We start from the raw sequence: 26,216 nt of genomic DNA, 5'->3' as shown, positions 1-26,216 counted from the left end.
ATCCTTTCATTACTATTCCATATAGGTAACAAAAGACTCAATTCCAGGATAAGATGGAACAAAATGAACCCACGTTTGACCAGGAACCAATTTCACTTCACTACCGTTTTCTTCTATTGCTTTTAACACACCTTCTCGATTTTCCCATTGTACCTCTCTCATCATACCCTGTTGGAATACATAAGCACGTCCACCATTAGTTAAATTGAGCTCTCTTCGACCTTCATTATCGATAATCTTATGGTCCATTTCAAAAACTAAAATATTGGATACGTTAATAGGTTCGTTGGTTAAATAATCGATTGTTACGGTATTTCCAGATTGGCGTGAATAAGTTTTATCTACCGAGTTATAAGAATACAGACTATTAAATTGACTGTTTTTACTATAATTTACTGAAAAGTCGTTAACTTGTAGCCCTATAGTAACATTTTCTTCGTCATCATAATAATTATACGATACTTTTTTCTGATAGAGAAGTGAAGCACCTACTTTTTCGGCCCCTAATTTTACATTCTCACCTGAAATATAGGAGTTATGTGGTGCTTTACGCTCACTTGAACGTTTAAATAGAATTCCATCATATTGCATTCCGTTAATATTATCAACAACACCACTAAATAACATTGTATGCGCTTCTGGGCTATAACCATGTGCAATATAAAAAGCATCTAGTCCAGTTGCAACGTCGATAAAGTAGTCGCGAGCACTACGAACAGGCCCAATATTGTCTGGAATTTCTGATTGATAAAGAGCTAGAAGTCTCGTAACATCACCTTCAGCTAGCATTTCATATACAACATCAGCTGAAGCTAACCCTGATTGCGGCCTAGCTTGCGGATGATTATTAATCGTTACTAATATTGGTCGTGTTGTAATTTCATTTGCAACACGTTCACCAGTAAAGGGTGTAACATAAGGTAATTGTACTTCTTCAACTACTTCAATTATTTCTTCTTGCTCTTCTGTTTCTGGCTCGGAGATTTCACTTTCTTCCACAGGTTCCTGTTCATCTCCACATGCAGCAAGTATTACTGATGATGCTAGTACACAGCTTAGTAATTTTTTTCTCATTTCTTTTTCCCCTTTAACGCATAACAGCTGGTAACATTACTTTCTTTTTCATAACATCGAATATGCCTCTAGGAGTTATGCGTATATACGGTAAATGAGTTGATTGTAAAAATAATAACGTATATATCGCGTCTGTATGATGATAGCCTCGATCTTTTAATGCTGATATTAGCGCAGATTCTTTTTCGATTAATTCTTCTACTGGTCCATCATATAAAGTTCCACCAATAGTGAGTGGGATTGATGCAATTACTTCATTATCTTCTACTAAAACAATTCCACCGTTTAATTTTTTCATTTCTTTATAGGCTTTTTTCATATCTTCAATATTTTTGCCTATTAAAATGATATGTCCAGTATTAGAATAAGAAGTTGCGAACCCTTTCACATGAGTAGCAAATCCTTTTATCATTGTATTTACACGCCATTTCCCATTACGGTCAATCAATAATAATAAAGATTCATCATGCTCTGTTGAAAGCTCTTTTTGATTTAATTTTACAGTAATACGATAAGGTTTTGTAATTACATCATTCACCATTTCAATACCAATTGGCATTGAAAATTGAAAATCACTATCTGTTAAATCAAATGATAGATTTAGATTATCAAACTTTCTCCAGTCAATAGGTGCTAGCGCATTTACCTTTTCACAATCACGTTTTAACCAAACTCCTTTTGATAAAACTGATTCTGGCGTTGGATTATATTCATCTTTTAATATATTAAGTGTTGCATAGCGACCAGTAGCAATTATTCCATGTAAATGCTCCATATCGTAATAACGCGCCACATTATAAGATGCCATATTATATGCATCTACCGGATTAACACCAGATTCTATAGCAATTCTAATACATAAATCCATTACCCCGTCTTTATGGAAACTTGGGGTTGAACCGTCAGTCGTCATCATTAAGTGATCAAAAATAGGTAAATCTTTTTCTATGATCCCTTTTAGTATATCTGGTAAATCCGGTCTAATGGAAGAATATCTTAACGTAACAGCATATCCTTGTAAAATTCTTTTTTCTACATCTTCAACTGTCATGGACTCATGATCGCCTGTCGCACCAAAAAGTCTCATCTTAGTGAGCGTTCGCTCGGATGCTCCAGGGAAATGTCCTTCAATTTTTTTACCTTTATTTTTTGCGGATTGGATCCAGTAAAGCATTTGATCGTCACCATTCAATAAGCGTGGCCAACCTGTTAATTCGCCACCAACAATCGTATCTTTACGGTCTAACCATTCAAAAATAGATTTATTTGTAAAAAGATCATCTTCATTTTCCAATTCTGTTTGCGAGTCAAATCTAACCCACCAATAAAACGAGAACGGTAATTTTTTTAACTGTTCAATAATTGAAAACGCTTTCTTATTTGGCAGTGATAACATAAAAGTCATATTGTCTGCAATGAATGTCGTTGTACCAGTTTGTGCTGCAAAGTCTGCAAATGAATGCGGATTATAAAGTTGGAATGGGTGAACATGTGGTTCAATATATCCTGGAACAACCGTTTTACCGTTTAATTCAATTATTTCAGTATTTGTTAAATTTTGAGGCATTTTATTTCCAACATAAACAATACGGTCTTTTTTTATCCAAATGTTTCCTACTAACCATTTTTTAAACATGCTATGTAGAAATCTTGCATCCTTTAAAACTATGGTCGGTGCTTCTTGGCCATCAATTACCGCGATTTGTTTACGGATTTCTTCAATTTTCCACGTAGATTCCATCATTAATTACACTCCCTTCCAATTTTTCAAAAATTTAAACTAATTAATAACATTATATACGCACATACTAACTTTGCAAAAAAATGCGTTAAATTATTTTACGCAAACGTTGTTGATTTTATCGTATCACAGCAAAATTTTAAAATTGAAGTATTTCTATAGGTTTATTTATGTTACTTCATGAAAGGAGATGTTTCAAATGGAAGAAAATATTTCAGAACGCAATGGGTTTACCCGTTTAATGTGTGGAGTTGCATTAACAGCAATGGGAACAGCACACTTATCTCGTGATAGTAAAGGGTTAGGATTTGCTTTAGTAGCTGCTGGAGCAATGAAAGTCGCAGAGGGTATCTTCCTATATTGTCCTCTTACGGCTCTGATTAATTCCAATGTGAAAGATGCAGTTACTTCATCATTTGACGAATTTATGGATGGTGAAAGCATAATGAAAGCTTTTAATGAAAATTACCAAAATCAAGGTGGTCAATCTAGTACATCAGGTTCTTCAAATAGTGGCCAAACCGCAACAAATCCAAGTTAATCAAGAAAAAGATGGTGCCTGGTACTCGAACAATTCTGAATCGTTTGAGTCCCAGGCACCTTTATCGTTTTATTTAAAAGTGCGCCAACCAATATCATTACGATAGAAAAATTTATTCCATTCGTTTTCATTTAATCCTTTATAAACTTTCTCTTGTGCTTCTTTTAATGTCGCAGCTTTTGAAGCAACTAAAAGAACACGTCCACCATTACCTACAAATTGACTGTCGTCTACTAATTTTGTACCTGCATGGTAAACATCGTAATTTTCACTAAGGTTATTTAAGTTTGGTAATGGATTACCCTTTTCTACATCACCTGGGTAACCTTCCGCAGCGATTACAACACCAAGCATAACTTCATCTGTCCATTGAAGGTCAAAGTGAGTTTCCTCCATTAATGCTTTCATGAATAATCCAAAATCTGATGTCATTCGTGGAAGAACTACTTGAGTTTCTGGATCACCAAAACGAGCGTTGAATTCAATTACTTTCGGACCTTCTTTTGTAAGAATTAATCCAGCATACAAGATTCCCGTAAATGAAACGTCTTCTTCTTCCATTGCTTTAACAGTTGGTTCAACAATTTCATTGTATGCTTTTGAAACGATATCTTGAGAAATTTGTGGGACTGGTGAATAAGCGCCCATTCCACCTGTATTTGGCCCCTTGTCTCCGTCATATGCACGTTTATGGTCTTGTGCAATAACCATCGGATAGATTTGTCCCTTATGTACAAATGACATGAAAGAGAATTCTTCCCCGTCTAGAAATTCCTCAATTACTACACGTGAAGACGATTCACCAAAACGTTGATTTCCAATCATATCATCGATTGCATCAATTGCTTCTTGTTCTGTCATTGCAACAATAACACCTTTACCTGCCGCAAGTCCGTCAGCTTTGACAACGATCGGAGCCCCTTGTTCTTTCACATATTCGATTGCTTTTTGTGCATCCGTAAATGTTTCATAGGCAGCAGTTGGGATATTGTATTTTTTCATAATTTGTTTCGCGTAGGATTTTGAACCTTCTAATTGAGCTGCTGCTTTCGTAGGACCAAAAATAGTTAAGTTTTCATTTTGGAAGTAATCTACAATCCCTTCAGCTAATGGTTGTTCAGGACCTACAAATGTAAGATCGATTTTATTTTGTTTAGCGAAGTTTGCAAGTTCCTCAAAATTAAGCGCATCAATTGAAACGATTTCTGCACATTCACGCATACCATCATTACCTGGTGCTACATAAACATTTTTCACAGATGGAGAAATACTAAATTGTTTTGCTATTGCATGTTCACGGCCACCACTACCGATTACGAGGATGTTCATTGGTTTTGCCTCCTTAATAATAGTTGTCTATTTGCTTAAGAAATTGCTTTTGATTTCTAATCTACTGGGGTTCTTCTTGTTACGGGCGATTTTTCACGAAATACGAGCGAGTCCGCATAGTTTACGTGCGAATTCAACGGGTTTATTTGCGAATTCTGGGTGTTTACTTGCGAGTTCGGTTTTATTTGCGATTTTTGCTACTTTATTTGCGATTTGCCGGAGTTTATTTGCGAATTCAAGATGTCTATTTGCGAATCCGGATACTCTATTTGCGATTTCGGTTTTACTTGCGATTTTCGCTTCTTTATTTGCGATTTGCCGGAGTTTATTTGCGAATTCAAGATGTCTATTTGCGAATCCGGATACTCTATTTGCGATTTCGGTTTTACTTGCGATTTTTGCTACTTTATTTGCGATTTGCCGGAGTTTATTTGCGAATTCAAGATGTCTATTTGCGAATCCGGATACTCTATTTGCGATTTCGGTTTTACTTGCGATTTTCGCTTCTTTATTTGCGATTTGCCGGAGTTTATTTGCGAATTCAAGATGTCTATTTGCGAATCCGGATACTCTATTTGCGATTTCGGTTTTACTTGCGATTTTTGCTACTTTATTTGCGATTTACCGGAGTTTACTTGCGAAAACAAGATGTCTATTTGCGAATCCGGATACTTTATTTGCGATTTCGGTTTTACTTGCGATTTTTGCTACTTTATTTGCGATTTGCCGGAGTTTACTTGCGAATTCAAGATGTCTATTTGCGAATCCGGATACTCTATTTGCGATTTCGATTTTATTTGCGATTTTTGCTACTTTATTTGCGATTTGCCGGAGTTTATTTGCGAATTCAAGATGTCTATTTGCGAATCCGGATACTCTATTTGCGATTTCGGTTTTACTTGCGATTTTTGCTACTTTATTTGCGATTTGCCGGAGTTTATTTGCGAATTCTAGGTGTTTACTTGCGAATCCGGATACTTTATTTGCAATTTCGGTTTTATTTGCGAATTTCACTACTTTACTTGCGATTTGCCGGAGATTACTTGCGAGTTCTGGATGTTTACTTGCGAATCCGGATACTCTATTTGCGATTTCGGTTTTACTTGCGATTTTCGCTACTTTACTTGCGATTTGCCGGAGATTACTTGCGAGTTCTGGATGTTTACTTGCGAGTCCGGCTACTCTATTTGCGATTTCGGTTTTACTTGCGATTTTCGCTTCTTTACTTGCGATTTGCCGGAGTTTATTTGCGAATCGCGCTAGTTTATTTGCGAATTCCAGTACTTTACTTGCGAACCCCGCTACTTTATTTGCGAAACCCGACCGCTAGCTCACCAACCTGCGATGCCTACAACACAAACCTAAACGAAACGCCCGCCTACCCAAAGACGAGCGTTCATGTAAATCATTAATGTTTGAAATGTCTTACCCCTGTGAATACCATTGCAATACCGTATTCATTTGCTTTATCAATTGAATCTTGGTCCTTGATTGATCCACCGGGTTGAATAATCGCTTTAATACCAGCAGCTGCTGCTGTCTCAACAGTATCACTCATTGGGAAGAATGCGTCAGAAGCTAATACAGCACCTTTTGCTTTTTCGCCAGCTTGCTCTAGAGCGATTTTTGCTGCACCGACGCGGTTCATTTGTCCAGCACCTACACCTAAAGTCATTTGAGAATCGTTCACTACGATGGCATTAGATTTTACATGTTTCACTACTGCCCAACCAAGTTTTAACGCTTCCCACTCTTCTTCAGTTGGTTCACGGTCAGTTACAACTTTAATGTCTGCATCTTTGAATCCGAATGTATCATCTTCTTGAACAAGTAATCCACCTTCAACAGATACAACTTTAAACTGGTCTTGTTTTTCTTGAGCGAAGTTAATTGTCATTAAACGAATGTTTTTCTTCTTCGTTAAAATTTCTAAAGCTTCTTCTGTAAATGAAGGTGCAATAATAATTTCTAAGAAGATTCCGCTTAACTTCTCAGCTGTCGCTACATCTACTTCACGGTTTAACGCAATAATACCACCGAAGATTGAAGTTGGATCTGCTTCGTATGCTTTATCAAATGCTTCTTCAATGCTCGCACCAGTTCCCACACCACATGGATTCATATGTTTTACTGCAACTGCAGCAGGAACGTCGAATTCTTTAACGATTTGAAGGGCTGCATTTCCGTCTTGAATGTTGTTATATGATAATTCTTTACCGTGCAATTGTGTTGCATAAGCTAAAGAGAAGTCTGAACTTAAACGTTTTTGATAGAAAGCTGCTTTTTGATGAGGATTTTCCCCGTAACGTAACGTTTGTTTTAACTCATAAGTCATTGTTAAACTCTCTGGGAAATCTTCTTCTGTTAAATAGTTAGAAATATAAGAATCGTAAGCAGCTGTATGACGGAATACTTTTGCTGCTAACTTACGGCGAGTTTCAATTGTTGTTGCACCAGTTGCTTTTAACTCTTCTAGTACTTTTGCATAATCATTTGAATCGACAATAACCGTCACATATTGATGGTTTTTTGCAGCAGAACGCAACATTGTTGGGCCACCAATATCAATGTTCTCAATTGCATCGTCCCATGTTACATCAGGCTTTGAAATTGTTTCAACAAAAGGATATAAGTTTACACAGACAATTTCGATTGGCTCAATTCCGTGTTCTTCCATTTGTGCTTTATGAGAAGCGTCGTCAAATTTCCCTAATAATCCACCGTGAATTAATGGGTTTAATGTTTTCACACGACCATCTAAAATTTCTGGAAACTTTGTTACTTCATCAACAGCTGTTACAGGAACTTGATTGTCTTGTAACATTTTTTTCGTACCACCAGTTGATAAAATTTCATAACCTAATGCTACTAATTCTTTTGCAAAATCTAAAATACCATCTTTATTCGAAACACTAATAAGTGCACGTTTAGTCATGTGATGTCCTCCATTATCAATTAAAATTAACTCCAAAAGCGAGTAGTACGCTTGAAATTAGCGTACTTCCTTCGCCACCAATCATTTTTCAAATAACTGTTTTAGTGTTTTTGTATAAAGTACATGTTCCATTGCATGAATGCGATTTTCTGTTTCTTCACGATTGCCATCAACAACTTCAATTGCGGCTTGTGACAAAATTGGACCTGTATCCATTCCTTCATCGACTAAATGGACTGTTACACCTGTTACTTTCACTCCGTGATCCATTGCCTGGCCAATTGCGTCTTTACCTGGAAATGAAGGCAATAATGACGGATGAATGTTAACAATACGATTCGAAAATGCCGATAAAAGTGTTTTCCCTACTAATCTCATATAACCTGCTAAAACAATCCACTCTACTTGTTTGTCCCGTAACAACGAAACAATCTCTGCTTCGTAGGCTTCTTTAGATTCATATGATTTAGCAGTGAAAGCATGTACGGGAATTCCAAAGTTGTCAGCACGCGTCACGACATATGAACTTGGCTTATCTGTTACAACAAGTTCAACCTTTGCATCAAGCTCACCACGTTCAATCGCTTCTTGAATGGCTTGAAAATTACTTCCCCTACCAGAAGCAAATACTGCAATTTTTGTCGCCATTAGATTAAACTCCCATCATGATTACCGTTAAAGATGACACTTTCACCTTTTACAACTCGGCCAATTGTATAAGCCTTTTCACCATGTTTTTCAGCAATTTCGATTACTTTTCCTGCTGCTTCTGCTGGAACAGATAGGACATAACCAATTCCCATGTTAAAGACATTGTATAAATCCTTATCAGCTAAACCGCCTTTTTCTTTTAAAAACTCGAAGACGCGAAGAACTGGCCAAGAACCTACCTCAACTTCTGTTGCAAGTCCCTCAGGCATCATACGTGGTAAGTTTTCATAGAAACCGCCACCTGTCACGTGAGCCATACCGTGAACTTCTACTTCATTTAATATTTCAAGAACAGGTTTTGCATAGATTTTTGTCGGAGTAAGAAGCGCTTCACCAATTGGTCCTAAATCTTCATAACCTTCCACAACTTGATCTACTGAATAACCGTTATCTGCAAACACGATTTTACGAACTAGGGAATAACCATTTGAGTGGACCCCACTAGAAGCAAGCCCAACTAAAACGTCACCCTCTACGATATTTTCACCAGTTACTATTTTTGACTTCTCAGTTGCACCAACTGCAAAGCCTGCTAAATCGTATTCATCTTCCTCGTAAAGACCAGGCATTTCGGCAGTTTCGCCACCTACTAATGCAGCACCTGATTGAACACAACCATCTGCAACACCTTTTACGATTTGTTCAATTTTTGCTGGATCTGCTTTACCAACTGCTACATAGTCTAAGAAATACAATGGTTCCGCGCCTTGAGCTACAATATCATTTACACACATTGCAACACAGTCAACGCCAATTGTATCGTGTTTATCAACCATAAAAGCAAGTTTCAATTTTGTCCCTACACCATCTGTCCCTGAAATAAGAACAGGTTCTTTTAAGTTAAGGGAAGACAAGTCGAACATGCCGCCAAAGCCTCCAAAAGTACCCATCACACCTAAGCGATTCGTACGTTCAACGTGGGATTTCATACGTTTTACAGCTTCATAACCAGCCTCTATATTAACTCCTGCTTGTTCATATGCTTTTGACATGCACTTTCTCTCCTATATTATCAATTTCACCTTGGCTTACATAATCCAGATTAAAGGTAAGTTCTGCGTTATTATACGGAGCACCGCTTTTACGTCCTTAGGTCTTACAGAATCTGTTTATATGCCGTAAGTTTGTTATTTGAATTGCCAAATTCTATTAACGAATTAGTTCTTTTTCATGCGGTAAGACTGTGTCAGGGAATATTTCAGTCGGATAATTTCCAGTAAAGCATGCTAAACATAAACCTCTAGTTTCATCATCAAATGGACGTCCTACTGCTTCAACTAATCCATTTGGAGATAAAAATGTTAATGTGTCAGCACCGATTTCTTCGCAAATTTGATCTATTGTTCTACCAGTAGCAATTAATTCCTCGTCTGAAGAAATATCTATTCCGTAGAAACATGGATTTGATAATGGCGGCGAAGATATCACAACATGTACTTCTTCTGCTCCTGCTTCTCTTAACATTTTTACAATTCGACGTGAAGTAGTACCTCGTACAATTGAATCATCAACCATTACTACACGTTTTCCCTTTACGACTTGCACTACTGGAGACAGCTTCATTTTCACACCACGTTCACGTAACTCCTGAGTTGGTTGTATGAAAGTTCGACCTGTGTAACGGTTTTTAATTAACCCTAATTCGTAAGGTATTCCACTTTCTTCTGCAAAACCAATTGCCGCAGAAATAGACGAATCTGGAACCCCTGTAACTACATCCGCTTCAATATGTCCAATTTCTTTTGCTAATTGTTTTCCCATACGTTTACGTGCCATATGGATATTAATTTGGTCAATATTTGAATCAGGACGTGCGAAATAAATATATTCCATTGCACACATTGAACGTTTTTCCATTTCAGCAAAACGATCTTCTACAATTCCTTCATCTGAAATCACCAATAATTCACCTGGTTCAACATCACGAACATATTCAGCTCCGATTAAATCAAAGGCGTTAGTTTCTGAGGCTACTACCCATGAATCACCTAGTTTTCCGATTGAAAGTGGTCGTAATCCATTACGATCACGAGCAACAAGCATTTTATCTTTTGAAAGGATTAATATAGAAAATGCACCTTTCAGTAAAGATAAAGCCTCTTTTACTTGTTCAAGGAAACGTGGCTTTTTACTTTTCTTAATTAAATGAACGACAACTTCAGTATCTGAAGTTGAGTGGAAGATACTTCCCGAACGTTCTAAATGCCCTTTTAGGTGATTTGCGTTCACTAGATTACCATTATGAGCAATAGCTAATGTGCCCGTTGATGAGCGGAACAATAACGGTTGTACGTTATCGATTCCGCCACCACCTGCTGTTGTATAACGAACATGGGCGATCGCTGCAGTTCCTTTTGCACTTTTAAGCTTCTCTTCATTAAACACTTCGTTAACGAGCCCTTCACCTTTAACCGCTTTTAGGAACTCTCCATCAGTTGCTACAATACCAGCACCTTCTTGGCCACGATGTTGTAGTGCATGTAATCCGTAATAACTTAAATGGGCTGCAGCATCATGTCCCCATATGCCAAACACTCCACATTCTTCGTTTAAGCCTCTGATTTCACCAAGCATGGAATTGCTCCTTTCCAAGCAGAACGGAATTCCTCCACTGTTCCCTCAACAAGAACACCAGCGTCACCGTTGATTGTAATTTTTGCATCATCTGTTACGACACCGATTCTCTTAGCATCTGGAATAATATCTTCAAATTCACCAGCGTTTTCTTCTTTTACTGTTACGATAAAACGTGATTGAGATTCACTGAAAAGAGCAGTAATAGCTGAGCCTTCAAGTGTTGCATAAATACCTAAATCATTTGCAGAAAATGTTGATTCTACTAATGCAACAGCTACTCCACCTTCAGAAACGTCATGTGCAGATTGTACTAACCCTGAACGAATTGCTGATAGAATTGCCTTTTGACGTTTTGCTTCAACTTCTAAGTCAATGCTAGGTGCTTTACCAAAGATTTTTCCGTGAACTAATTTTTGTAACTCAGATCCACCAAATTCTGTTTTAGTTTCACCGATTAAAAATACTACATCACCAGCTTGTTTCACTTCTTGCGTTGTAACATGTGATAAGTCTTTCACTAAACCAACCATACCGATTGTTGGAGTAGGGTAAACCGCTTCACCTGAACGTTCGTTATAAAGTGATACGTTACCACCGATAACTGGTGCATTTAATGCCGTACAAGCAGCTGAAATACCATCAGCACTTTTTTCAAGTTGCCAGAAGATTTCTGGTTTTTCAGGGTTACCAAAGTTTAAGCAGTCTGTAATTGCAAGTGGTTCAGCACCAGATGCAACGATATTACGAGCTGCTTCAGCTACTGCAATTTTTCCGCCTGTTTCAGGATCTAAATAGATATAGCGAGAGTTACAGTCAGTTGTCATAGCTAGACCTTTATTTGTACCGCGCACACGAAGTACCGCTGCATCTGAACCAGGTGAAACAACTGTGTTAGTACGCACTTGATAATCATATTGATCGTATACCCATTCTTTTGAAGCAACAGTTGGTGCTTTTAATAATGCAGTTAATGTTTCTTTATAATCTGTAACTTCTGGCTCTGCATTTTCAATTGCTTGGAATTCTGCGAAATATGCAGGCTCTTTTGACGGCTTATGATATACAGGTGCATCTTCAGCCAGTGCATCAGCTGGTACTTCTGCAACAACTTCACCATTATGAAGTAAACGAAGCATCTTATCGTCTGTTACACGACCAATTGCTACAGCGTCTAATCCGTATTTATCAAAGATTGCTTTAATTTCATCCTCGCGACCAGTCTTAACAACAATTAGCATACGTTCCTGTGATTCAGAAAGCATCATTTCATAAGCTGTCATTCCTGTTTCACGTTGTGGTACTAAGTCTAAGTTCATTTCTACACCAGTACCTGCTTTTGAAGCCATTTCAGCTGAAGATGATGTAAGACCTGCTGCACCCATATCTTGAATACCAACAAGCGCATCCGATTTTACAACTTCTAAACATGCTTCAAGAAGAAGTTTTTCCATAAACGGATCTCCAACTTGTACAGCTGCACGTTTTTCTTCAGATTCTTCACTCAATTCTTCAGATGAGAATGTTGCTCCGTGAATACCATCACGACCAGTTTTTGCACCAACGTACATAACTGTGTTACCAACACCTGCTGCAACCCCACGTTGAATATCTTTATGATCAATTAAACCTACACACATAGCGTTAACTAGTGGGTTTCCTTCATAACAAGGGTCAAATTGAATTTCCCCACCTACTGTTGGAATACCGATACAGTTACCGTATCCAGCAATTCCAGCTACAACTTCTTCGAATAAATACTTGTTACGTTCAGATTCTAGTTCACCGAAACGTAAAGAGTTTAACATTGCGATTGGACGAGCGCCCATTGAGAACACGTCACGGATAATACCACCTACACCTGTAGCTGCACCTTGGTAAGGTTCAATTGCTGAAGGGTGGTTATGAGATTCCATTTTAAATACAACCGCTTGCTCGTCTCCAATATCAACAATCCCAGCACCTTCACCAGGACCTTGTAGTACTTGAGGACCCTTCGTAGGGAATTTGCGTAATACAGGTTTTGAGTTTTTATAAGAACAGTGTTCAGACCACATTACAGAGAATAGTCCTGTTTCTGTCCAGTTCGGCGTACGACCTAGGATACTCTCAGCTAATGCAAACTCTTCATCTGACATCCCCATATCAGCATATAGCTTTTGTTCTTTAATTTGCTCTGCTGTTGGTTCTAGTTTAGACATGTTGTTCCCTCCACTGTTTTACAATTGATTTAAATAAAGCTAATCCGTCTGCGCTACCAAGCAATTCGTGAGCTGCACGTTCAGGGTGTGGCATCATTCCAAGAACATTACCGCGTTCATTAATAATTCCTGCAATGTCTTCTAAACTTCCATTTGGATTTTCACCTGAATATGTAAATACGATTTGATTGTTAGCTTTTAAGTTTGCTAGAGTTTCTTCGTCACAGTAGTAGTTTCCTTCACCATGAGCGATTGGAATATTAATGATTTGCCCTTGTTCATATTGATTTGTGAACAATGTGTCATTGTTTTCTACTTTTAATTGTACTGTTCGACACATAAACTTAAGGTTCTTGTTGCGTAATAACGCTCCTGGAAGTAATCCAGCCTCCGTAAGAATTTGGAATCCGTTACAAACACCTAGGACTGGTTTTCCTTCTGCAGCTGCTTTTTTCACTTCTGCCATAACATTTGATTGGTTAGCCATAGCACCACAACGTAAGTAATCACCGTAAGAAAATCCACCAGGAACTAATATTCCATCAAATTCACTTAAATCCGTTGCATCATGCCATACATATTCTACTTCTTCACCTAGTTCATCTTTAATCGCATGGTACATGTCGATATCACAGTTTGACCCAGGGAATACGAGTACTGCGAATTTCATGATTAGTTTTCCTCCTCGACTTCGTAGCGGTAGTCTTCAATTACTGTGTTAGCAAGAAGTTTCTCACACATCTCTTTTACTAAACTATCTAAATCGCGAGTAGTTTCGCCAATTGTTACTTCAAGATATTTACCGATACGTACGTCCGATACTTCGTTATAACCCATTTTTGCTAAAGACCCTTGAACTGCAAATCCTTGTGGATCAAGAACACTCTCACGTAATGTTACATAAATTTTTACTTTAGTCATTTTAATTTCCTCCAAGTCTAGCTAGTATAATTTCATAGCTTTGTGTTAAACTTCCTAAATCGCGACGGAACACGTCTTTATCTAACTTTTGATTTGTTACTGCATCCCAAAGGCGGCATGTATCAGGTGAGATTTCATCTGCTAACAATACTTCACCTTTAGTATCTCGGCCAAATTCTAATTTGAAATCTACTAATAGAACACCAATCTCACTAAAAATCGCTTTTAACACATTATTAACTTGTAACCCAAGTTCATAGATTTTCTCTACTTCTTCTTTAGTTGCGATACCCAGTATGTCGATATGATCATTATTTATGAGAGGATCTCCTAGTGCATCGTCTTTATAGTAAAACTCAACAATCGTGCGTTTTAATGGCGTTCCTTCATCCACACCAAGACGTTTTGCAAGACTACCTGCCGCAATGTTACGAGTTACGACTTCAATCGGTATAATGTCGACTTTTCGAACTAATTGCTCATGCTCGGAAATACGTTTAACAAAGTGTGAGTCAATTCCGTTTTCTTTTAATCTTTCGAAAATTATTGTCGAAATTCGATTGTTTAATATACCCTTACCTGCAATTTCAGCCTTCTTTTCGCCATTAAAGGCAGTTGCACTATTCTTGTATTCTACAAACAAAACATCTTCTTGTTCAGTTTGATAGAGTCTTTTTGCTTTTCCTTCATATAAAAGTTGACCTTTATCCATGGTTGTTCCCCCAATTTGATGCGAGAGGCGCTAAGCCTCCCGCTTTAGCATTCATTCAAATTAATTAATTCCAAGACGTTCAAAGATAAGATCCACATTTTTAATGTGGTAGTTGTAATCGAAGCAGTCGCCAATTTCTTCTTTTGTTAATAAAGAAGTGATTTTTTCGTTTTCTTCAACTAACGAACGGAATTGAATTTGTTCATCCCAAGCACGAGCTGTTAATGGTTGAACTGTATCGTATGCTTCTTCTCGAACTAAACCTTTATCGATTAAAGCTAGTAGAATGCGTTGAGAATAAATTAAACCAAATGTACGATCCATATTACGTTTCATATTCTCAGGGAAAACCGTTAAGTTTTTCACGATATTGCCGAAACGGTTTAACATGTAGTTCAATGCAATCGTTGCATCAGGTAAAATCACTCGTTCTGCAGAAGAATGTGAGATATCACGTTCATGCCATAATGACACATTTTCATATGCTGTCATCATATAGCCTCGAATTAAGCGAGCCATACCAGTCATATTTTCAGAACCAATAGGATTTCGCTTATGAGGCATAGCAGAAGAACCTTTTTGCCCTTTTGCAAAAGCTTCTTCTACTTCACGAGTTTCTGATTTTTGTAAACCGCGAATTTCTGTTGCAAATTTTTCAATGGATGATGCAATTAAAGCTAACGTAGACATGTACTGTGCATGACGGTCACGTTGTAATGTTTGTGTTGAAATTGGCGCTGGTGTTAAACCTAATTTTTCACAAACATATTGTTCAACGAAGGGATCGATGTTTGCATACGTTCCAACAGCCCCTGAAATTTTACCAGCTTCAATAACTTGAGCAGCTTGGTCAAAACGTATTAAGTTACGTTTCATTTCTTCACGCCATAATGCAAGTTTTAAGCCGAAAGTTGTCGGTTCTGCATGAACCCCGTGAGTGCGTCCCATCATGACAGTGTATTTATGTTCTTTTGCTTTTTCTGTTAGGATGTCGATAAAGTTTACAATGTCTTTACGAATAATTGCGTTAGCTTGTTTGATTAAATAAGAAAGAGCTGTATCTACAACATCTGTAGAAGTTAAACCGTAATGAACCCATTTGCGTTCCTCACCTAATGTCTCTGACACTGCACGAGTGAATGCAACAACATCATGACGAGTTTCTTGTTCAATTTCATAAATACGGTTTATATCAAAAGAAGCGTTTTTACGTAGTAACGCAACATCTTCTTTTGGAATAGCCCCAAGTTCAGACCATGCCTCGCAAGCTAAAATTTCTACTTCTAACCAAGCTTTAAATTTATTTTCTTCTGTCCAGATTGCTCCCATTTCAGGGCGGGTATATCGTTCGATCATATTTTGTCTCCCTTTTATTCCGACCAAATGCCAGATTTTTCGATAGTGTCTAATGTTTCTTCGACATTTTCCGTCAATATTGTAACATGACCCATCTTTCGATTGACCTTCGCTTCTGCTTTTCCATAAAGATGTACTGACCAATTAGGATATTTTGAAATTGTATTCGTTAATGGTACGACATGTTGACCTAACACATTTACCATAATTGAAGGTTGCATCATTTTCGGCTTTCTAAGTGGCCAACCACAAACTGCTCGAATATGTTGACCGAATTGTGAAACGTTGCAAGCTTCTATCGAGTAATGACCAGAATTATGTGGTCTTGGAGCCAGTTCGTTAATAATAATATCGCCATTTTCAAGGACAAACATTTCAACAGCAAGAGTACCAATTAATTGTAAATGGTCTGCAATTTTTCCAGCCGCTTCTTCCGCTGCTTTCAAAGTATCCATTGAAATACGAGCAGGAACAATGGTTTCATGTAGAATATGATTAACATGAATGTTTTCACCTACTGGTAAACAGTAAGTTTCACCATGTCCATTTCGTTGTACGATTACTGAAATTTCCATTTTAAATGGAACGAAACTTTCAACAACACATTGTGAATGTTCAAGTAAACCTTTTGCTGACGGTAAGTCTTCTTTTGAATTAAGTCTTAACTGACCTTTACCATCATATCCACCACGGGCTGTTTTCAAAATACTTGGATAGCCGATTTTGTCGATTTGATCTACAAGTTCATCGAATGTATTTACGACAATGTACGGCGCAACTGGACAACCAGATTTTACAATTGCATCTTTTTCGCTAACACGATTTTGTGTAATTCGAACAAGTTCTGCACCTTGAGGAACATATGCAATTTCTGATAATCTTTTTAATCCTTCATAATCTATATTTTCAAATTCGTAAGTAATAACATCGCTAACTTCTGCTAACTCTTCTAATGCTGCTTCATCATCATATGGAGCGACAATACGAATATCTGCTACTTGCCCACATGGTGAATCAATGGATGGTTCTAATACTGCAATTTTGAATCCTGCTTCTTTTGCTGAAAGAGCCATCATCCGACCCAACTGGCCACCGCCAATAATACCAATCGTTTGACCAGGGTAAATCATCTTCGTCACAGTAACTCACCTGTACTTTCTAACACTTTTTGTTTTAAAGACTCGCGGCGTTCTTCCAGCTTTTGAGCTAATTCATCATCCGTTGTAGATAATATTTGAGCTGCAAGTAGTCCAGCATTTGTTGCACCAGCTTTTCCAATGGCAACTGTTGCAACTGGTACACCACCAGGCATTTGAACAATGGATAATAATGAATCTAATCCATTTAATGCTTTCGATTGTACGGGAACACCAATAACAGGTAATGTCGTTTTCGCTGCAACCATACCAGGTAGATGAGCAGCCCCTCCTGCACCTGCAATAATAATTTGAATTCCTCTTGATCTTGCAGTTTCCGCATATTCAAACATTAAATCTGGAGTTCTATGAGCTGATACAACTTTCTTTTCATATGGAACTTGTAATTCATCTAAAATATCACATGCATGTTTCATAGTATCCCAATCACTTGAACTACCCATGATTACACCAATTTTTGGATTCATAATATCTCTCCTTGCAAAATGAGGTAAAAAGAAAATGCCCCCAAATAATCTACTATTTCTACGCGTAGAAAGCAGATTACTTGAGGACATTTATGAATCCATGGAAAATGAGTTCGCCCTATTACATGCAAAAGACATTTCCCATCATTTTTGTCTTTAAGTTCGCTTTCCCGCATAGTCCGGTATTTACGGTACCGGGTAGAGACACTAGAGCCTTATTCTCTAGCATATATGTGGGAATTTATTTAATTAGTTAAAATAACTTTTATATCTTTCGTAGTTTGCTCATTCATTTTAACAAGGTATGAACAGAAAATCAATGAAAAAATGCGAACATTAAATTTTCAGACAATAGGAATGTTCGTGTTTTACCAAAACAATACTCATTCTTCTATTAGTACGCCTTTAAATTTAATTTTTTGACGTAAGTATGTCGGTTCACCATTAACTATGTGAAATACCGGCTCTTCTTTACGCCCCATTGGCATGTAACCTTCCTTACGCATTCGATCGATACATTGTTCAATTGTTTCATTTTCTTCTACTTCGAACCATACTTGCTTTTTCGACATTTCGCCTATTCCTTTCGACCTTTTTTGATACTATAACATGAACGTGTAATACTTTTTATGATTTATTCACAACTTTTCTTATGTACGTTAAATTGTAAAAATATTTGTCACTTTTAAAGGATGGATTCTCATCGAATTTTAATTTATATCATGTATTATTTTAATTACATATATAAACTTGAATAGTGAGTTGATTGTTAATGGAACAAAAAATATTAATTATTGAAGATGAAGAAAATATTGCTCGTGTATTACAGTTAGAGCTTGAGTTTGAAGGATATATAACTGATGTTGCCCACACTGGTACAGAAGGGTTAATCAAGTACCGAGAAGGGAATTTCGATTTAATCCTTCTAGATTTAATGTTGCCCGAAATGAATGGCCTTGATGTGTTAAAACGAATTCGTTCTACAGAACAAACGACGCCAGTCATATTACTTACTGCTAAAAGTGATGTGGAGGATAAAGTAAAAGGTCTTGACCTTGGAGCAAATGACTATGTTACTAAGCCATTCGAATTTGAGGAATTAATAGCAAGAATTCGAGCAAATTTAAGATTTGCCCAAATGAGAAAAGGAGTAACTGAAGACAAACAAAGTGACGAACATCTTATTGCTTACAATCATTTGTCTATCCACGAACAAACTCGTGAGGTTCAATATCATGGCATATCAATTGACCTGACACCAAGAGAGTATGATTTATTACTTCATTTATTGAAGCATCCAAAACAAGTATTATCACGGGATCAGATTCTAGAAGCTGTTTGGGGTTATGATTATTACGGAGATACAAATGTAGTCGATGTTTATATTCGATACATTCGTCAAAAGTTAGATGCTGCTAACCCATCACCAATTATTCATACAGTTCGTGGTGTCGGCTATGTCTTAAAGGAGTCGAATCATGAAACTTAGGACCAAAATTCATGTCTTCACCACATTACTAATGCTTGTATTGATTGTACTAGTTAATTTCGGTGTTTATAAACTGTATGAACAATTATCTATCAATACTGAATACAAACAATTAGTATTACGTGGTGAAGAATTAGTGACTACTTTTAACCAATTCCAAGAAGTCTCTGATCCAAATATGGTTTTACGGTCATATATCCCATCTAATGGCGCAATTAACGTGATTAATGACAGGGGTAAGGAAATGACATCCGTTCAATCACCTTTGTATGATCCAGTTCAAATGCAAATTGGAAAGAATGAACAATATGCGTTAACAGAAGTAAAAGGCATACCAACTATTATGATTGAGATACCCGCTATATGGACCAACGGAAATGTAGTTAAATTTCAATTAATTCAACAGTTAAATGACGTCGCTTTTAATAGAGATCTATTAAAATTAATCCTTACTGCTGTGACAATTTTAGTCGCGATACCAATCATACTGTCGAATATGGTTTTGGGCAGCATTATTTTAAAACCGTTAGAAAAACTGAATCGGGTTATGAGTAAAAGTACCACGTCTGGAACCTACGAAAAAATTGATGAATCGATCGCCGGAAAAGATGAACTTGCTGAAATCGGTCGAACTTTCAATCACATGATGGAAGCTCTAGAAACGAACTATCGGAAGCAACAGCAATTTGTGTCGAATGCATCCCATGAACTTAAAACACCATTGACTGTAATTGACAGCTATGCAAAATTGTTGCTTCGACGTGGATTTACAAACGAAAAAATTGCGAAAGAAGCGCTAGATGCCATTGTGAGTGAATCTAACCGAATGAAGGATTTAATCGCTCAAATGCTTGAACTAGCAAAAAATAAAGAATACGTTTCCATTTCAATAGGAAAAGTAAACCTTAGTCAATTACTTAAAGATGTAACTTTACAACTAAAGCAAGCATACAATCGGGAATTCCAACTACAAATCGAACCATCACTATTTGTAAATACAGATGAACAGCGATTAAAACAATTGCTCTATATTTTATTAGATAATGCTAGAAAATATAGTGATGACAAAATTGTTCTTAAGGCCGGTGTAGAAAATAACAATATATCTATAGCGATTCAAGATTTTGGTGTAGGTATTCCTGAAGAACAATTACCTCACTTGTTTGACCGTTTTTATCGAGTAAAAGAAGATCGAAATCGTAAAACTGGTGGTACCGGATTAGGGTTAGCCATTGCAAAAGAATTATCAGATTTACTTCAAATTGAAATTATAGTAGAGAGCGAAATCAATGTAGGTACGACTTTTAGATTAATGATTCCTTTAAATTATAATGAGAGAAACGAGGTGGATAGCCAATGACAAATTATACAAAATGGATGCTAGGGTTTGTTACTTTATTGCTAGTAGTATCATTCGTTGTAATTTGGAATATCCAAGAACGTTTCTCTGAAACTAAGGAATTTTCAATTCAAGAAATTGCTGATAGAGTCGAAGCGCTATACAGTGGAAAAGTTGAATCATTTGAACAAAAAGATGAAGTATTTCATTTTACACTTGAGCGTAACAATAGCTTTTATAATGTCGTTGTCGACGCGAGTACAGGGAATTTTATAGATTTTGTTAAAGTAAATAGTTCAGATTCTACAAACATTATGTCAGATGCGGAGATCCGAACGTTATTAAATACGAAAATTAAAGGATCAATTGATACGATTGCATTGCAAATGAACGCTCCAACTCCGCAGTATGTAGTGGAAGTTACTGAAAATGAGGTTTTAAAGACAATCGTAGTGAATGCAGAAACTGGTGAGATTGTCTCTGAAAAGATTAAAGAACAAACTCCTACTACGCCTACTGTTACAGCAATCTCTAGCGATAAAGCAAAACAAATTGCATTATCCCAGTTAAATGGCACAGTTCAATATATTGTGTTTGAACCGTCTAGTGATGGTGGTTATTACTTAGTCGAAGTAGCTACTTCTCAACAAAAAGCAGTGTTCGAAATACACGCCATTTCAGGAAAGGTATTATCTGTAACTCGAGTTCAGAATTCTGATGATGATGACGATGACGACGACGATGATGATGACGACGATGTCGATGATGACGATGACGATGACGATGACGATAATGAGTAACCTGAACAAACGATGAGAAAGAATTAATAGTTTTCTCATCGTTTTCTAATCTTTCTCTCCGATTTTTTTCATTTTCTATTTGTATAGTTAAAGTATCAAAGACATGAGGAGAGGATTACATGAAAAAAGTTATTTTAGTACCAGCACTTTTAGGTGTTATGGGTATCGGAGGGATTATTGCAGTAGCTGGCGAAAGTTTAGTTGGATCTGCAAGTGAACTATCAGCAGAACAAATAAAAGAAAAAGCATTAACTGAGGTTAACGGAAAAATTCGTGAATTTGAAGTTGAAAAAGAAGGAAATAAAAAGTATTACGAAATTGAGATTGTAACAGAAGATGCTGAATACGAATTAAAATACGATGCAAGCACTGGTGATTTAGTTAGAAAACATAAAGACGATTTAGATGATAAGAAACAAGTAACAACTAACACTAATAACATTCAATATAATGTTTCTGATGATGATCGCTTTGACGACGACTATGATGATCGTTATGAAGATGATAACAATAAGAATGTTAAAGTTAATGTGGAACTTGTAGAACCAAATACAAACACAACGAAAGTTCAGTCTGAAAAAGTTCAACAACAACAACAACAACCAACTGCAACACCTGCACCAAAACCAGTAACAAGAGATGATGATGACGATGACTATGATGATCGTTATGATGACGACCGTTATGATGATGATCGCTATGATGATGACGACGATGATGACGATGACGACGACGATGGTAATGATGATGATGACGATGACGATGATGACGATGATGATAACGATGACTAATATTTAACTTATAAAGTTGACTCTATTAATATAGGGTCGACTTTTTTGTATATTAAATAGTCCGTTGGAATATATTTTAACTAGGATTGAGTCACTTAAAGGAGTTGAGAAACATTCATAAATTCGGAAAATTATTAGGGATTTTCTCAGGAATAATCAGTCTTGGATTATGGTTTATTTTTGTCTTTTTTAATCCTTACGCAGCGCCAGCAAATACTCCAACTTTGATAACATTTGTAATGCTATTTCTACCAGCCTGTTTAGCAATCTATGCATCTGCAAGGGTTAAACTTTCCCTATTATTAGCAGCCTTTGTATGGTCTCTACCTATAAGTTTATATGTATACTTTACACCTGGAATATTTTCTTGGTTTGGAATTACAAGCCTAGCATATTTGTTTAGCTTTATCTTAATCTTTGTTTCTCATAAAATAAGTGAAATGAAAAAAATACGTCAGGATCACTTATCCAACACCGGCTAATTTGAAGTCGGTGTTTTTAGTGAATTTCTAAGGTAATTTAAATTTTAAAAAGGTATTTTATGATGTTTATATAATATCTATAAATATATGAAGAAGCTTAATTGAAAAACTAATGTGAGGAATGACAAATATGGATAATCAAAAAATTATTGATATATGTAATAACTATTACATTAACCCAAAAGAAGTTAAGATTCTTCGAAATAATGAACGAGTTTTAGCTAAAATTGAAACTGCTCATACATATTATTTAAAAGGTGAACTAGCAGATAAAACTCATTGGGAAGCAAGCTGCACATTTGCGAATCTATTAAATGATCAAGGATTTAGAGTGGCTAGATATATCCAGTCAATCTATGGCACTTATGGTATCCAGTACGAAGATAAGATGTTCTCATTGGAACAAGGGTTACCAGGTAAACCAATTGAAGTTATTACAGATAAAGAAATTATCGAAATCGGTAAACTGTTAGGTATTCAACATCGTTTATCTATGAAAATGCCAAACTTATTTACAAATACAACATCTTGGAGCATGTTCGGAGGAAATCAAACAGAAGCTCTCGGGGATTATGATGAAAATGAATTAAGTTTCTTAGAATTTAAAAAACATTTTAACAGCCATCCCCTTTTCAATAAAATCGAATCACTATATAACGAGTATCGGTTTAATTTAGAACAAGTATGGATGCGACTACCCCAGGGTGCGGTTCAAGGTGATTTTTGTTATTACAATATGGCACGACTACCAGATGAATCATTAGCGATTTATGATTTTAATATCGCCGGAAATGAAGTTTATTTAAATGAATGTATTGCTGTTGCAGTTTACCATTCTTGGCATGCGCCTTATACTGGCAAACTAAATGAACAGGAACGCTTCCAATTATTTTTAGACTCTTATATTAATAAACGTCCACTAAATTCTTTAGAACTGATTTATGTACCACAATTGAAGGCAATAATCCGAGCATTCCGCCACGATCGTGTTGATCTTGGAATCGCCTTAAATAATGATTTAATGCAAGATTTATTTGTTAAAGAAACGCTAAAGATTTTAGAAGAAGCTGAATGAATAAATGATCTGCGTATTATTATGCTTTATATATTTCTAGACGGGATTTGCCGATTCTTCGTGGAAGTGTCTCGTTCAAGTGGTCTACGAGACACTATTTGATGGAATTTAATAAAAATGTCCCGTTGATGCGTTTTACGAGACACTATTAGGAAAAACTTCATAGAAGTGTCTCGTTCAGGCGTTTTACGGGACACTATTTGTTAAAACTTCATAAAAGTGTCTCGTTGACGCGTTTTTCGAGACACTTTTTGTTGAAGTTTCATAAAAGTGTCCCGTTGATGCGTTTTACGGGACACTATTTGAAGAATCTTCATAAATTTGTCCCGTTGATGCGTTTTTCGAGACACTATTTGAAGAATCTTCATAAATTTGTCCCGTTGATGCGTTTTTCGAGACACTATTTAGTCAAGTCCTTATTATTGTGTAAATTGCTTCTACGAATGTTTTCAACCATATTTTTATAATTATATTGGGGGCAAAAAATATCCCCCCTAACATTTTTTTGGCCTTAACTTCCGTGGGTTTAAAATTCCATACACAGTAAAGGCTGTCAAAGGCTCTTTCCACTTTGATAGCCTTTACTGTGTATGGAATACTCCCAGGAATGGAAGTTAAGTTGAAAAACACTTTTACTTATTTAGGGATTTTTTTTTGTCATAGTTTTTTTGATAATCCATTAGTACTGCACCTACTAATCTAAAAGCTGATTGTGTATTAGGGAATATACGTAATACCGTCTCTCGTCTTCGAACTTCTTGGTTCAAGCGTTCAAGGGAGTTAGTGCTTCGAATATTTCTACGAATCTTTTCGGGAAAGTTCATGTATTGAATGGTATCTTCGAAACCTTCATCTAAGGTCATAACTGCTTTTTCGAATTTTAAGTTATTACTAAATTGCTCTATTAATTCATTTTTGAATCTACGAGCATCTTCGATTGTAACCGCATCAAAAACCCGCTTAATCATCGAACGTATTTCTGTTGTATCCTTTTTAGGAAGCTTTTCCATGATATTACGCTTAAAGTGCACATTGCATCTTTGCCAAGCTGTACCAATAAATTCGCGTTGTATCGCCTTCTGTAATCCCTGATGTGCATCGGAAATGATAAGTTTTGGGGATTGTAGCCCACGAGATTTTAAATGTTGAATAAAGCGACTCCAACTTTCAAAACTTTCAACGTGATCAACACTTAAACCTAGAATTTCTCTTTTATTTCCTTCAGTAATTGCGGTTGCAATATAAACAGCTTTAGAAACAACACTATGATGCTCACGAACTTTAATATACATCGCATCTACAAATACAAAAGGATAATACGTTGTGTTTAAAGGCCTATTGGCCCATTCATTTACAACTGGATCAAGCTTTTGAGTGAGTGATGAAACAAATGATTTAGAAACACTTTCCCCACAAAGCTTTTCAACAACATTTGTAACTTTTCTTGTGGAAACCCCACTAACAACCATCTCCAACATTGATAGAACGAATGCCTGATCACAACGAGCATATTTTTCAAAGACAGAAGGAGAGAATTCACCATTTCGTGTTCTTGGAACTTTAAGTGTAATCTTTCCTATACTGATAGTAAAATCACGCTCATAGTAACCATTACGATAATCACGGCGTTCGGCAGAACGTTCATATGAAGCTGCTTGTAAATACTCATCACGTTCTTTTTCCATGAATTCATTTAATACCAAAACTATAGCTGATTTTATAACAGTATCAATATTTGAGTTAATAATAGAGTCTTTTAAAACATCAATATCTAGGTTAAACTGTAACTGAGTCATTTTTACATCCTCTTTCTATGTTTATCGTGGTTGAAAACATTGTACCAAAGAGAATGAAAAATGACTCTTTTTCTTTTTACACAATTATATGGACTTAATCCACTATTTGCTGAAACTTTATAAAAATGTCCCGTTGATGCGTTTTACGGGACACATTAGATAGAAAATACAATGGAAACGTTCCGTTGGAGATCCCCTATAAGACATTTCAAGGTTGTTTTACTGTTGAATTGTCCAATAGAAGCTCTCTATAAGACATTTCAAGGTTGTTTTGCTGCTGAATTGTCCAATAGAAGCTCTCTATAAGACATTTCAGGATTGTTTTGCTGCTGAATTGTCCAATAGAAGCTCTCTATAAGACATTTCAGGATTGTTTTGCTGCTGAATTGTCCAATAGAAACTCTCTATAAGACATTTCAGGATTGTTTTGCTGCTGAATTGTCCAATAGAAGCTCTCTATAAGACATTTCAGGATTGTTTTGCTGCTGAATTGTCCAATAGAAGCTCTCTATAAGACATTTCAGGATTGTTTTGCTGCTGAATTGTCCAATAGAAGCTCTCTATAAGACATTTCAGGATTGTTTTGCTGCTGAATTGTCCAATAGAAACTCTCTATAAGACATTTCAGGATTGTTTTGCTGCTGAATTGTCCAATAGAAGCTCTCTATAAGACATTTCAGGATTGTTTTGCTGCTGAATTGTCCAATAGAAGCTCTCTATAAGAC

At 36.4% G+C, this 26,216-nt stretch carries 23 protein-coding genes and 1 riboswitch; of the genes, 7 read left to right on the top strand and 16 right to left on the bottom strand.

The annotated features are described in order from the left end of the window. Positions 1-12: 12 nt before the first annotated feature. Together CRO45_RS11475 and CRO45_RS11470 are read right to left on the bottom strand one after the other, a co-directional pair. The gene (locus CRO45_RS11475; RefSeq protein ID WP_097149789.1) at positions 13-1,074 is read right to left on the bottom strand and encodes a DUF3048 domain-containing protein; all 1,062 of its coding nucleotides are present in this window, start codon (positions 1,072-1,074) and stop codon (positions 13-15) included. 13 nt (positions 1,075-1,087) lie between these two features. After that, positions 1,088-2,818 (bottom strand): adenine deaminase C-terminal domain-containing protein, encoded by a 1,731-nt coding sequence (locus CRO45_RS11470; RefSeq protein ID WP_097149788.1) that lies wholly within the window; start codon positions 2,816-2,818, stop codon positions 1,088-1,090. 196 nt (positions 2,819-3,014) lie between these two features. Between CRO45_RS11470 and CRO45_RS11465 the strand changes: the two genes are divergently transcribed. Next, positions 3,015-3,356, top strand: coding sequence for a YgaP family membrane protein (locus CRO45_RS11465; RefSeq protein ID WP_097149787.1), 342 nt, complete (start codon positions 3,015-3,017; stop codon positions 3,354-3,356). 69 nt (positions 3,357-3,425) lie between these two features. On the opposite strand, the gene purD is transcribed toward CRO45_RS11465, so the two are convergent. After that, the gene (gene purD, locus CRO45_RS11460; protein ID WP_097149786.1) at positions 3,426-4,685 is read right to left on the bottom strand and encodes a phosphoribosylamine--glycine ligase; all 1,260 of its coding nucleotides are present in this window, start codon (positions 4,683-4,685) and stop codon (positions 3,426-3,428) included. 76 nt (positions 4,686-4,761) lie between these two features. Here purD and CRO45_RS20085 point away from each other — a divergent pair, with 76 nt between their 5' ends. Continuing rightward, positions 4,762-6,015 (top strand): hypothetical protein, encoded by a 1,254-nt coding sequence (locus tag CRO45_RS20085; RefSeq protein ID WP_097149785.1) that lies wholly within the window; start codon positions 4,762-4,764, stop codon positions 6,013-6,015. Between the two features lie 78 nt (positions 6,016-6,093). Here CRO45_RS20085 and purH read toward each other — a convergent pair whose 3' ends face one another. From purH to CRO45_RS11395, 12 genes are all read right to left on the bottom strand, one after another. Next, the gene (gene purH / locus CRO45_RS11450; RefSeq protein WP_097149784.1) at positions 6,094-7,620 is read right to left on the bottom strand and encodes a bifunctional phosphoribosylaminoimidazolecarboxamide formyltransferase/IMP cyclohydrolase; all 1,527 of its coding nucleotides are present in this window, start codon (positions 7,618-7,620) and stop codon (positions 6,094-6,096) included. Positions 7,621-7,701: 81 nt separating this feature from the next. Beyond that, positions 7,702-8,268 (bottom strand): phosphoribosylglycinamide formyltransferase, encoded by a 567-nt coding sequence (gene purN, locus CRO45_RS11445; protein WP_097149783.1) that lies wholly within the window; start codon positions 8,266-8,268, stop codon positions 7,702-7,704. After that, on the bottom strand, positions 8,268-9,323 hold the full coding sequence (gene purM / locus CRO45_RS11440) for a phosphoribosylformylglycinamidine cyclo-ligase (RefSeq protein ID WP_097149782.1): 1,056 nt from the start codon (positions 9,321-9,323) through the stop codon (positions 8,268-8,270). Before purM ends, purN begins: the two co-directional genes overlap by 1 nt. A 157-nt stretch (positions 9,324-9,480) precedes the next feature. After that, the gene (gene purF / locus CRO45_RS11435; RefSeq protein ID WP_097149918.1) at positions 9,481-10,905 is read right to left on the bottom strand and encodes an amidophosphoribosyltransferase; all 1,425 of its coding nucleotides are present in this window, start codon (positions 10,903-10,905) and stop codon (positions 9,481-9,483) included. Next, positions 10,881-13,106, bottom strand: a complete 2,226-nt coding sequence (gene purL / locus CRO45_RS11430) for a phosphoribosylformylglycinamidine synthase subunit PurL (RefSeq protein WP_097149781.1) — start codon at positions 13,104-13,106, stop codon at positions 10,881-10,883. The genes purF and purL overlap by 25 nt, the downstream gene beginning before the upstream one ends. Then, positions 13,099-13,776, bottom strand: a complete 678-nt coding sequence (gene purQ / locus CRO45_RS11425) for a phosphoribosylformylglycinamidine synthase subunit PurQ (protein WP_097149780.1) — start codon at positions 13,774-13,776, stop codon at positions 13,099-13,101. The genes purL and purQ overlap by 8 nt, the downstream gene beginning before the upstream one ends. A 2-nt stretch (positions 13,777-13,778) precedes the next feature. After that, the gene (gene purS / locus CRO45_RS11420; protein ID WP_097149779.1) at positions 13,779-14,027 is read right to left on the bottom strand and encodes a phosphoribosylformylglycinamidine synthase subunit PurS; all 249 of its coding nucleotides are present in this window, start codon (positions 14,025-14,027) and stop codon (positions 13,779-13,781) included. A 1-nt stretch (position 14,028) separates the two neighbouring features. Continuing rightward, positions 14,029-14,739 (bottom strand): phosphoribosylaminoimidazolesuccinocarboxamide synthase, encoded by a 711-nt coding sequence (gene purC / locus CRO45_RS11415; protein WP_097149778.1) that lies wholly within the window; start codon positions 14,737-14,739, stop codon positions 14,029-14,031. Between the two features lie 60 nt (positions 14,740-14,799). Beyond that, positions 14,800-16,095, bottom strand: coding sequence for an adenylosuccinate lyase (gene purB / locus CRO45_RS11410; protein WP_097149777.1), 1,296 nt, complete (start codon positions 16,093-16,095; stop codon positions 14,800-14,802). 14 nt (positions 16,096-16,109) lie between these two features. Continuing rightward, a complete protein-coding gene (gene purK / locus CRO45_RS11405; protein WP_097149776.1) occupies positions 16,110-17,234 on the bottom strand; it encodes a 5-(carboxyamino)imidazole ribonucleotide synthase in 1,125 nt (374 codons plus the stop codon). Next, positions 17,231-17,719, bottom strand: a complete 489-nt coding sequence (gene purE, locus CRO45_RS11400; RefSeq protein WP_097149775.1) for a 5-(carboxyamino)imidazole ribonucleotide mutase — start codon at positions 17,717-17,719, stop codon at positions 17,231-17,233. The genes purK and purE overlap by 4 nt, the downstream gene beginning before the upstream one ends. A 155-nt stretch (positions 17,720-17,874) precedes the next feature. Further along, a riboswitch (purine riboswitch) is annotated at positions 17,875-17,974 on the bottom strand. A gap of 128 nt (positions 17,975-18,102) precedes the next feature. Next, positions 18,103-18,291, bottom strand: a complete 189-nt coding sequence (locus tag CRO45_RS11395; RefSeq protein WP_097149774.1) for an NETI motif-containing protein — start codon at positions 18,289-18,291, stop codon at positions 18,103-18,105. A gap of 200 nt (positions 18,292-18,491) precedes the next feature. On the opposite strand from CRO45_RS11395, the gene CRO45_RS11390 reads away from it, so the two are divergent. From CRO45_RS11390 to CRO45_RS11365, 5 genes are all read left to right on the top strand, one after another. Then, positions 18,492-19,208, top strand: coding sequence for a response regulator transcription factor (locus CRO45_RS11390; RefSeq protein WP_097149773.1), 717 nt, complete (start codon positions 18,492-18,494; stop codon positions 19,206-19,208). After that, the gene (locus tag CRO45_RS11385; RefSeq protein ID WP_097149772.1) at positions 19,198-20,568 is read left to right on the top strand and encodes a sensor histidine kinase; all 1,371 of its coding nucleotides are present in this window, start codon (positions 19,198-19,200) and stop codon (positions 20,566-20,568) included. The genes CRO45_RS11390 and CRO45_RS11385 overlap by 11 nt, the downstream gene beginning before the upstream one ends. Further along, positions 20,565-21,347, top strand: coding sequence for a PepSY domain-containing protein (locus tag CRO45_RS11380; protein WP_097149771.1), 783 nt, complete (start codon positions 20,565-20,567; stop codon positions 21,345-21,347). Before CRO45_RS11385 ends, CRO45_RS11380 begins: the two co-directional genes overlap by 4 nt. A 119-nt stretch (positions 21,348-21,466) precedes the next feature. Continuing rightward, the gene (locus CRO45_RS20080) at positions 21,467-22,138 is read left to right on the top strand and encodes a PepSY domain-containing protein (RefSeq protein ID WP_097149770.1); all 672 of its coding nucleotides are present in this window, start codon (positions 21,467-21,469) and stop codon (positions 22,136-22,138) included. A 612-nt stretch (positions 22,139-22,750) separates the two neighbouring features. Continuing rightward, a complete protein-coding gene (locus CRO45_RS11365) occupies positions 22,751-23,695 on the top strand; it encodes an aminoglycoside phosphotransferase/kinase family protein (protein WP_097149769.1) in 945 nt (314 codons plus the stop codon). A 632-nt stretch (positions 23,696-24,327) separates the two neighbouring features. Here the strand turns inward: CRO45_RS11365 and CRO45_RS11360 are convergent. Beyond that, positions 24,328-25,491, bottom strand: a complete 1,164-nt coding sequence (locus CRO45_RS11360) for an IS256 family transposase (RefSeq protein WP_097149768.1) — start codon at positions 25,489-25,491, stop codon at positions 24,328-24,330. Positions 25,492-26,216 lie beyond the last annotated feature (725 nt).

It is taken from the genome of Ureibacillus acetophenoni, from assembly GCF_900220965.1.
Classification (GTDB): domain Bacteria; phylum Bacillota; class Bacilli; order Bacillales_A; family Planococcaceae; genus Ureibacillus; species Ureibacillus acetophenoni.
The sequence above is the reverse complement of the archived record's forward strand: the minus strand, read 5'-3'. Positions and strand labels throughout refer to the sequence as shown.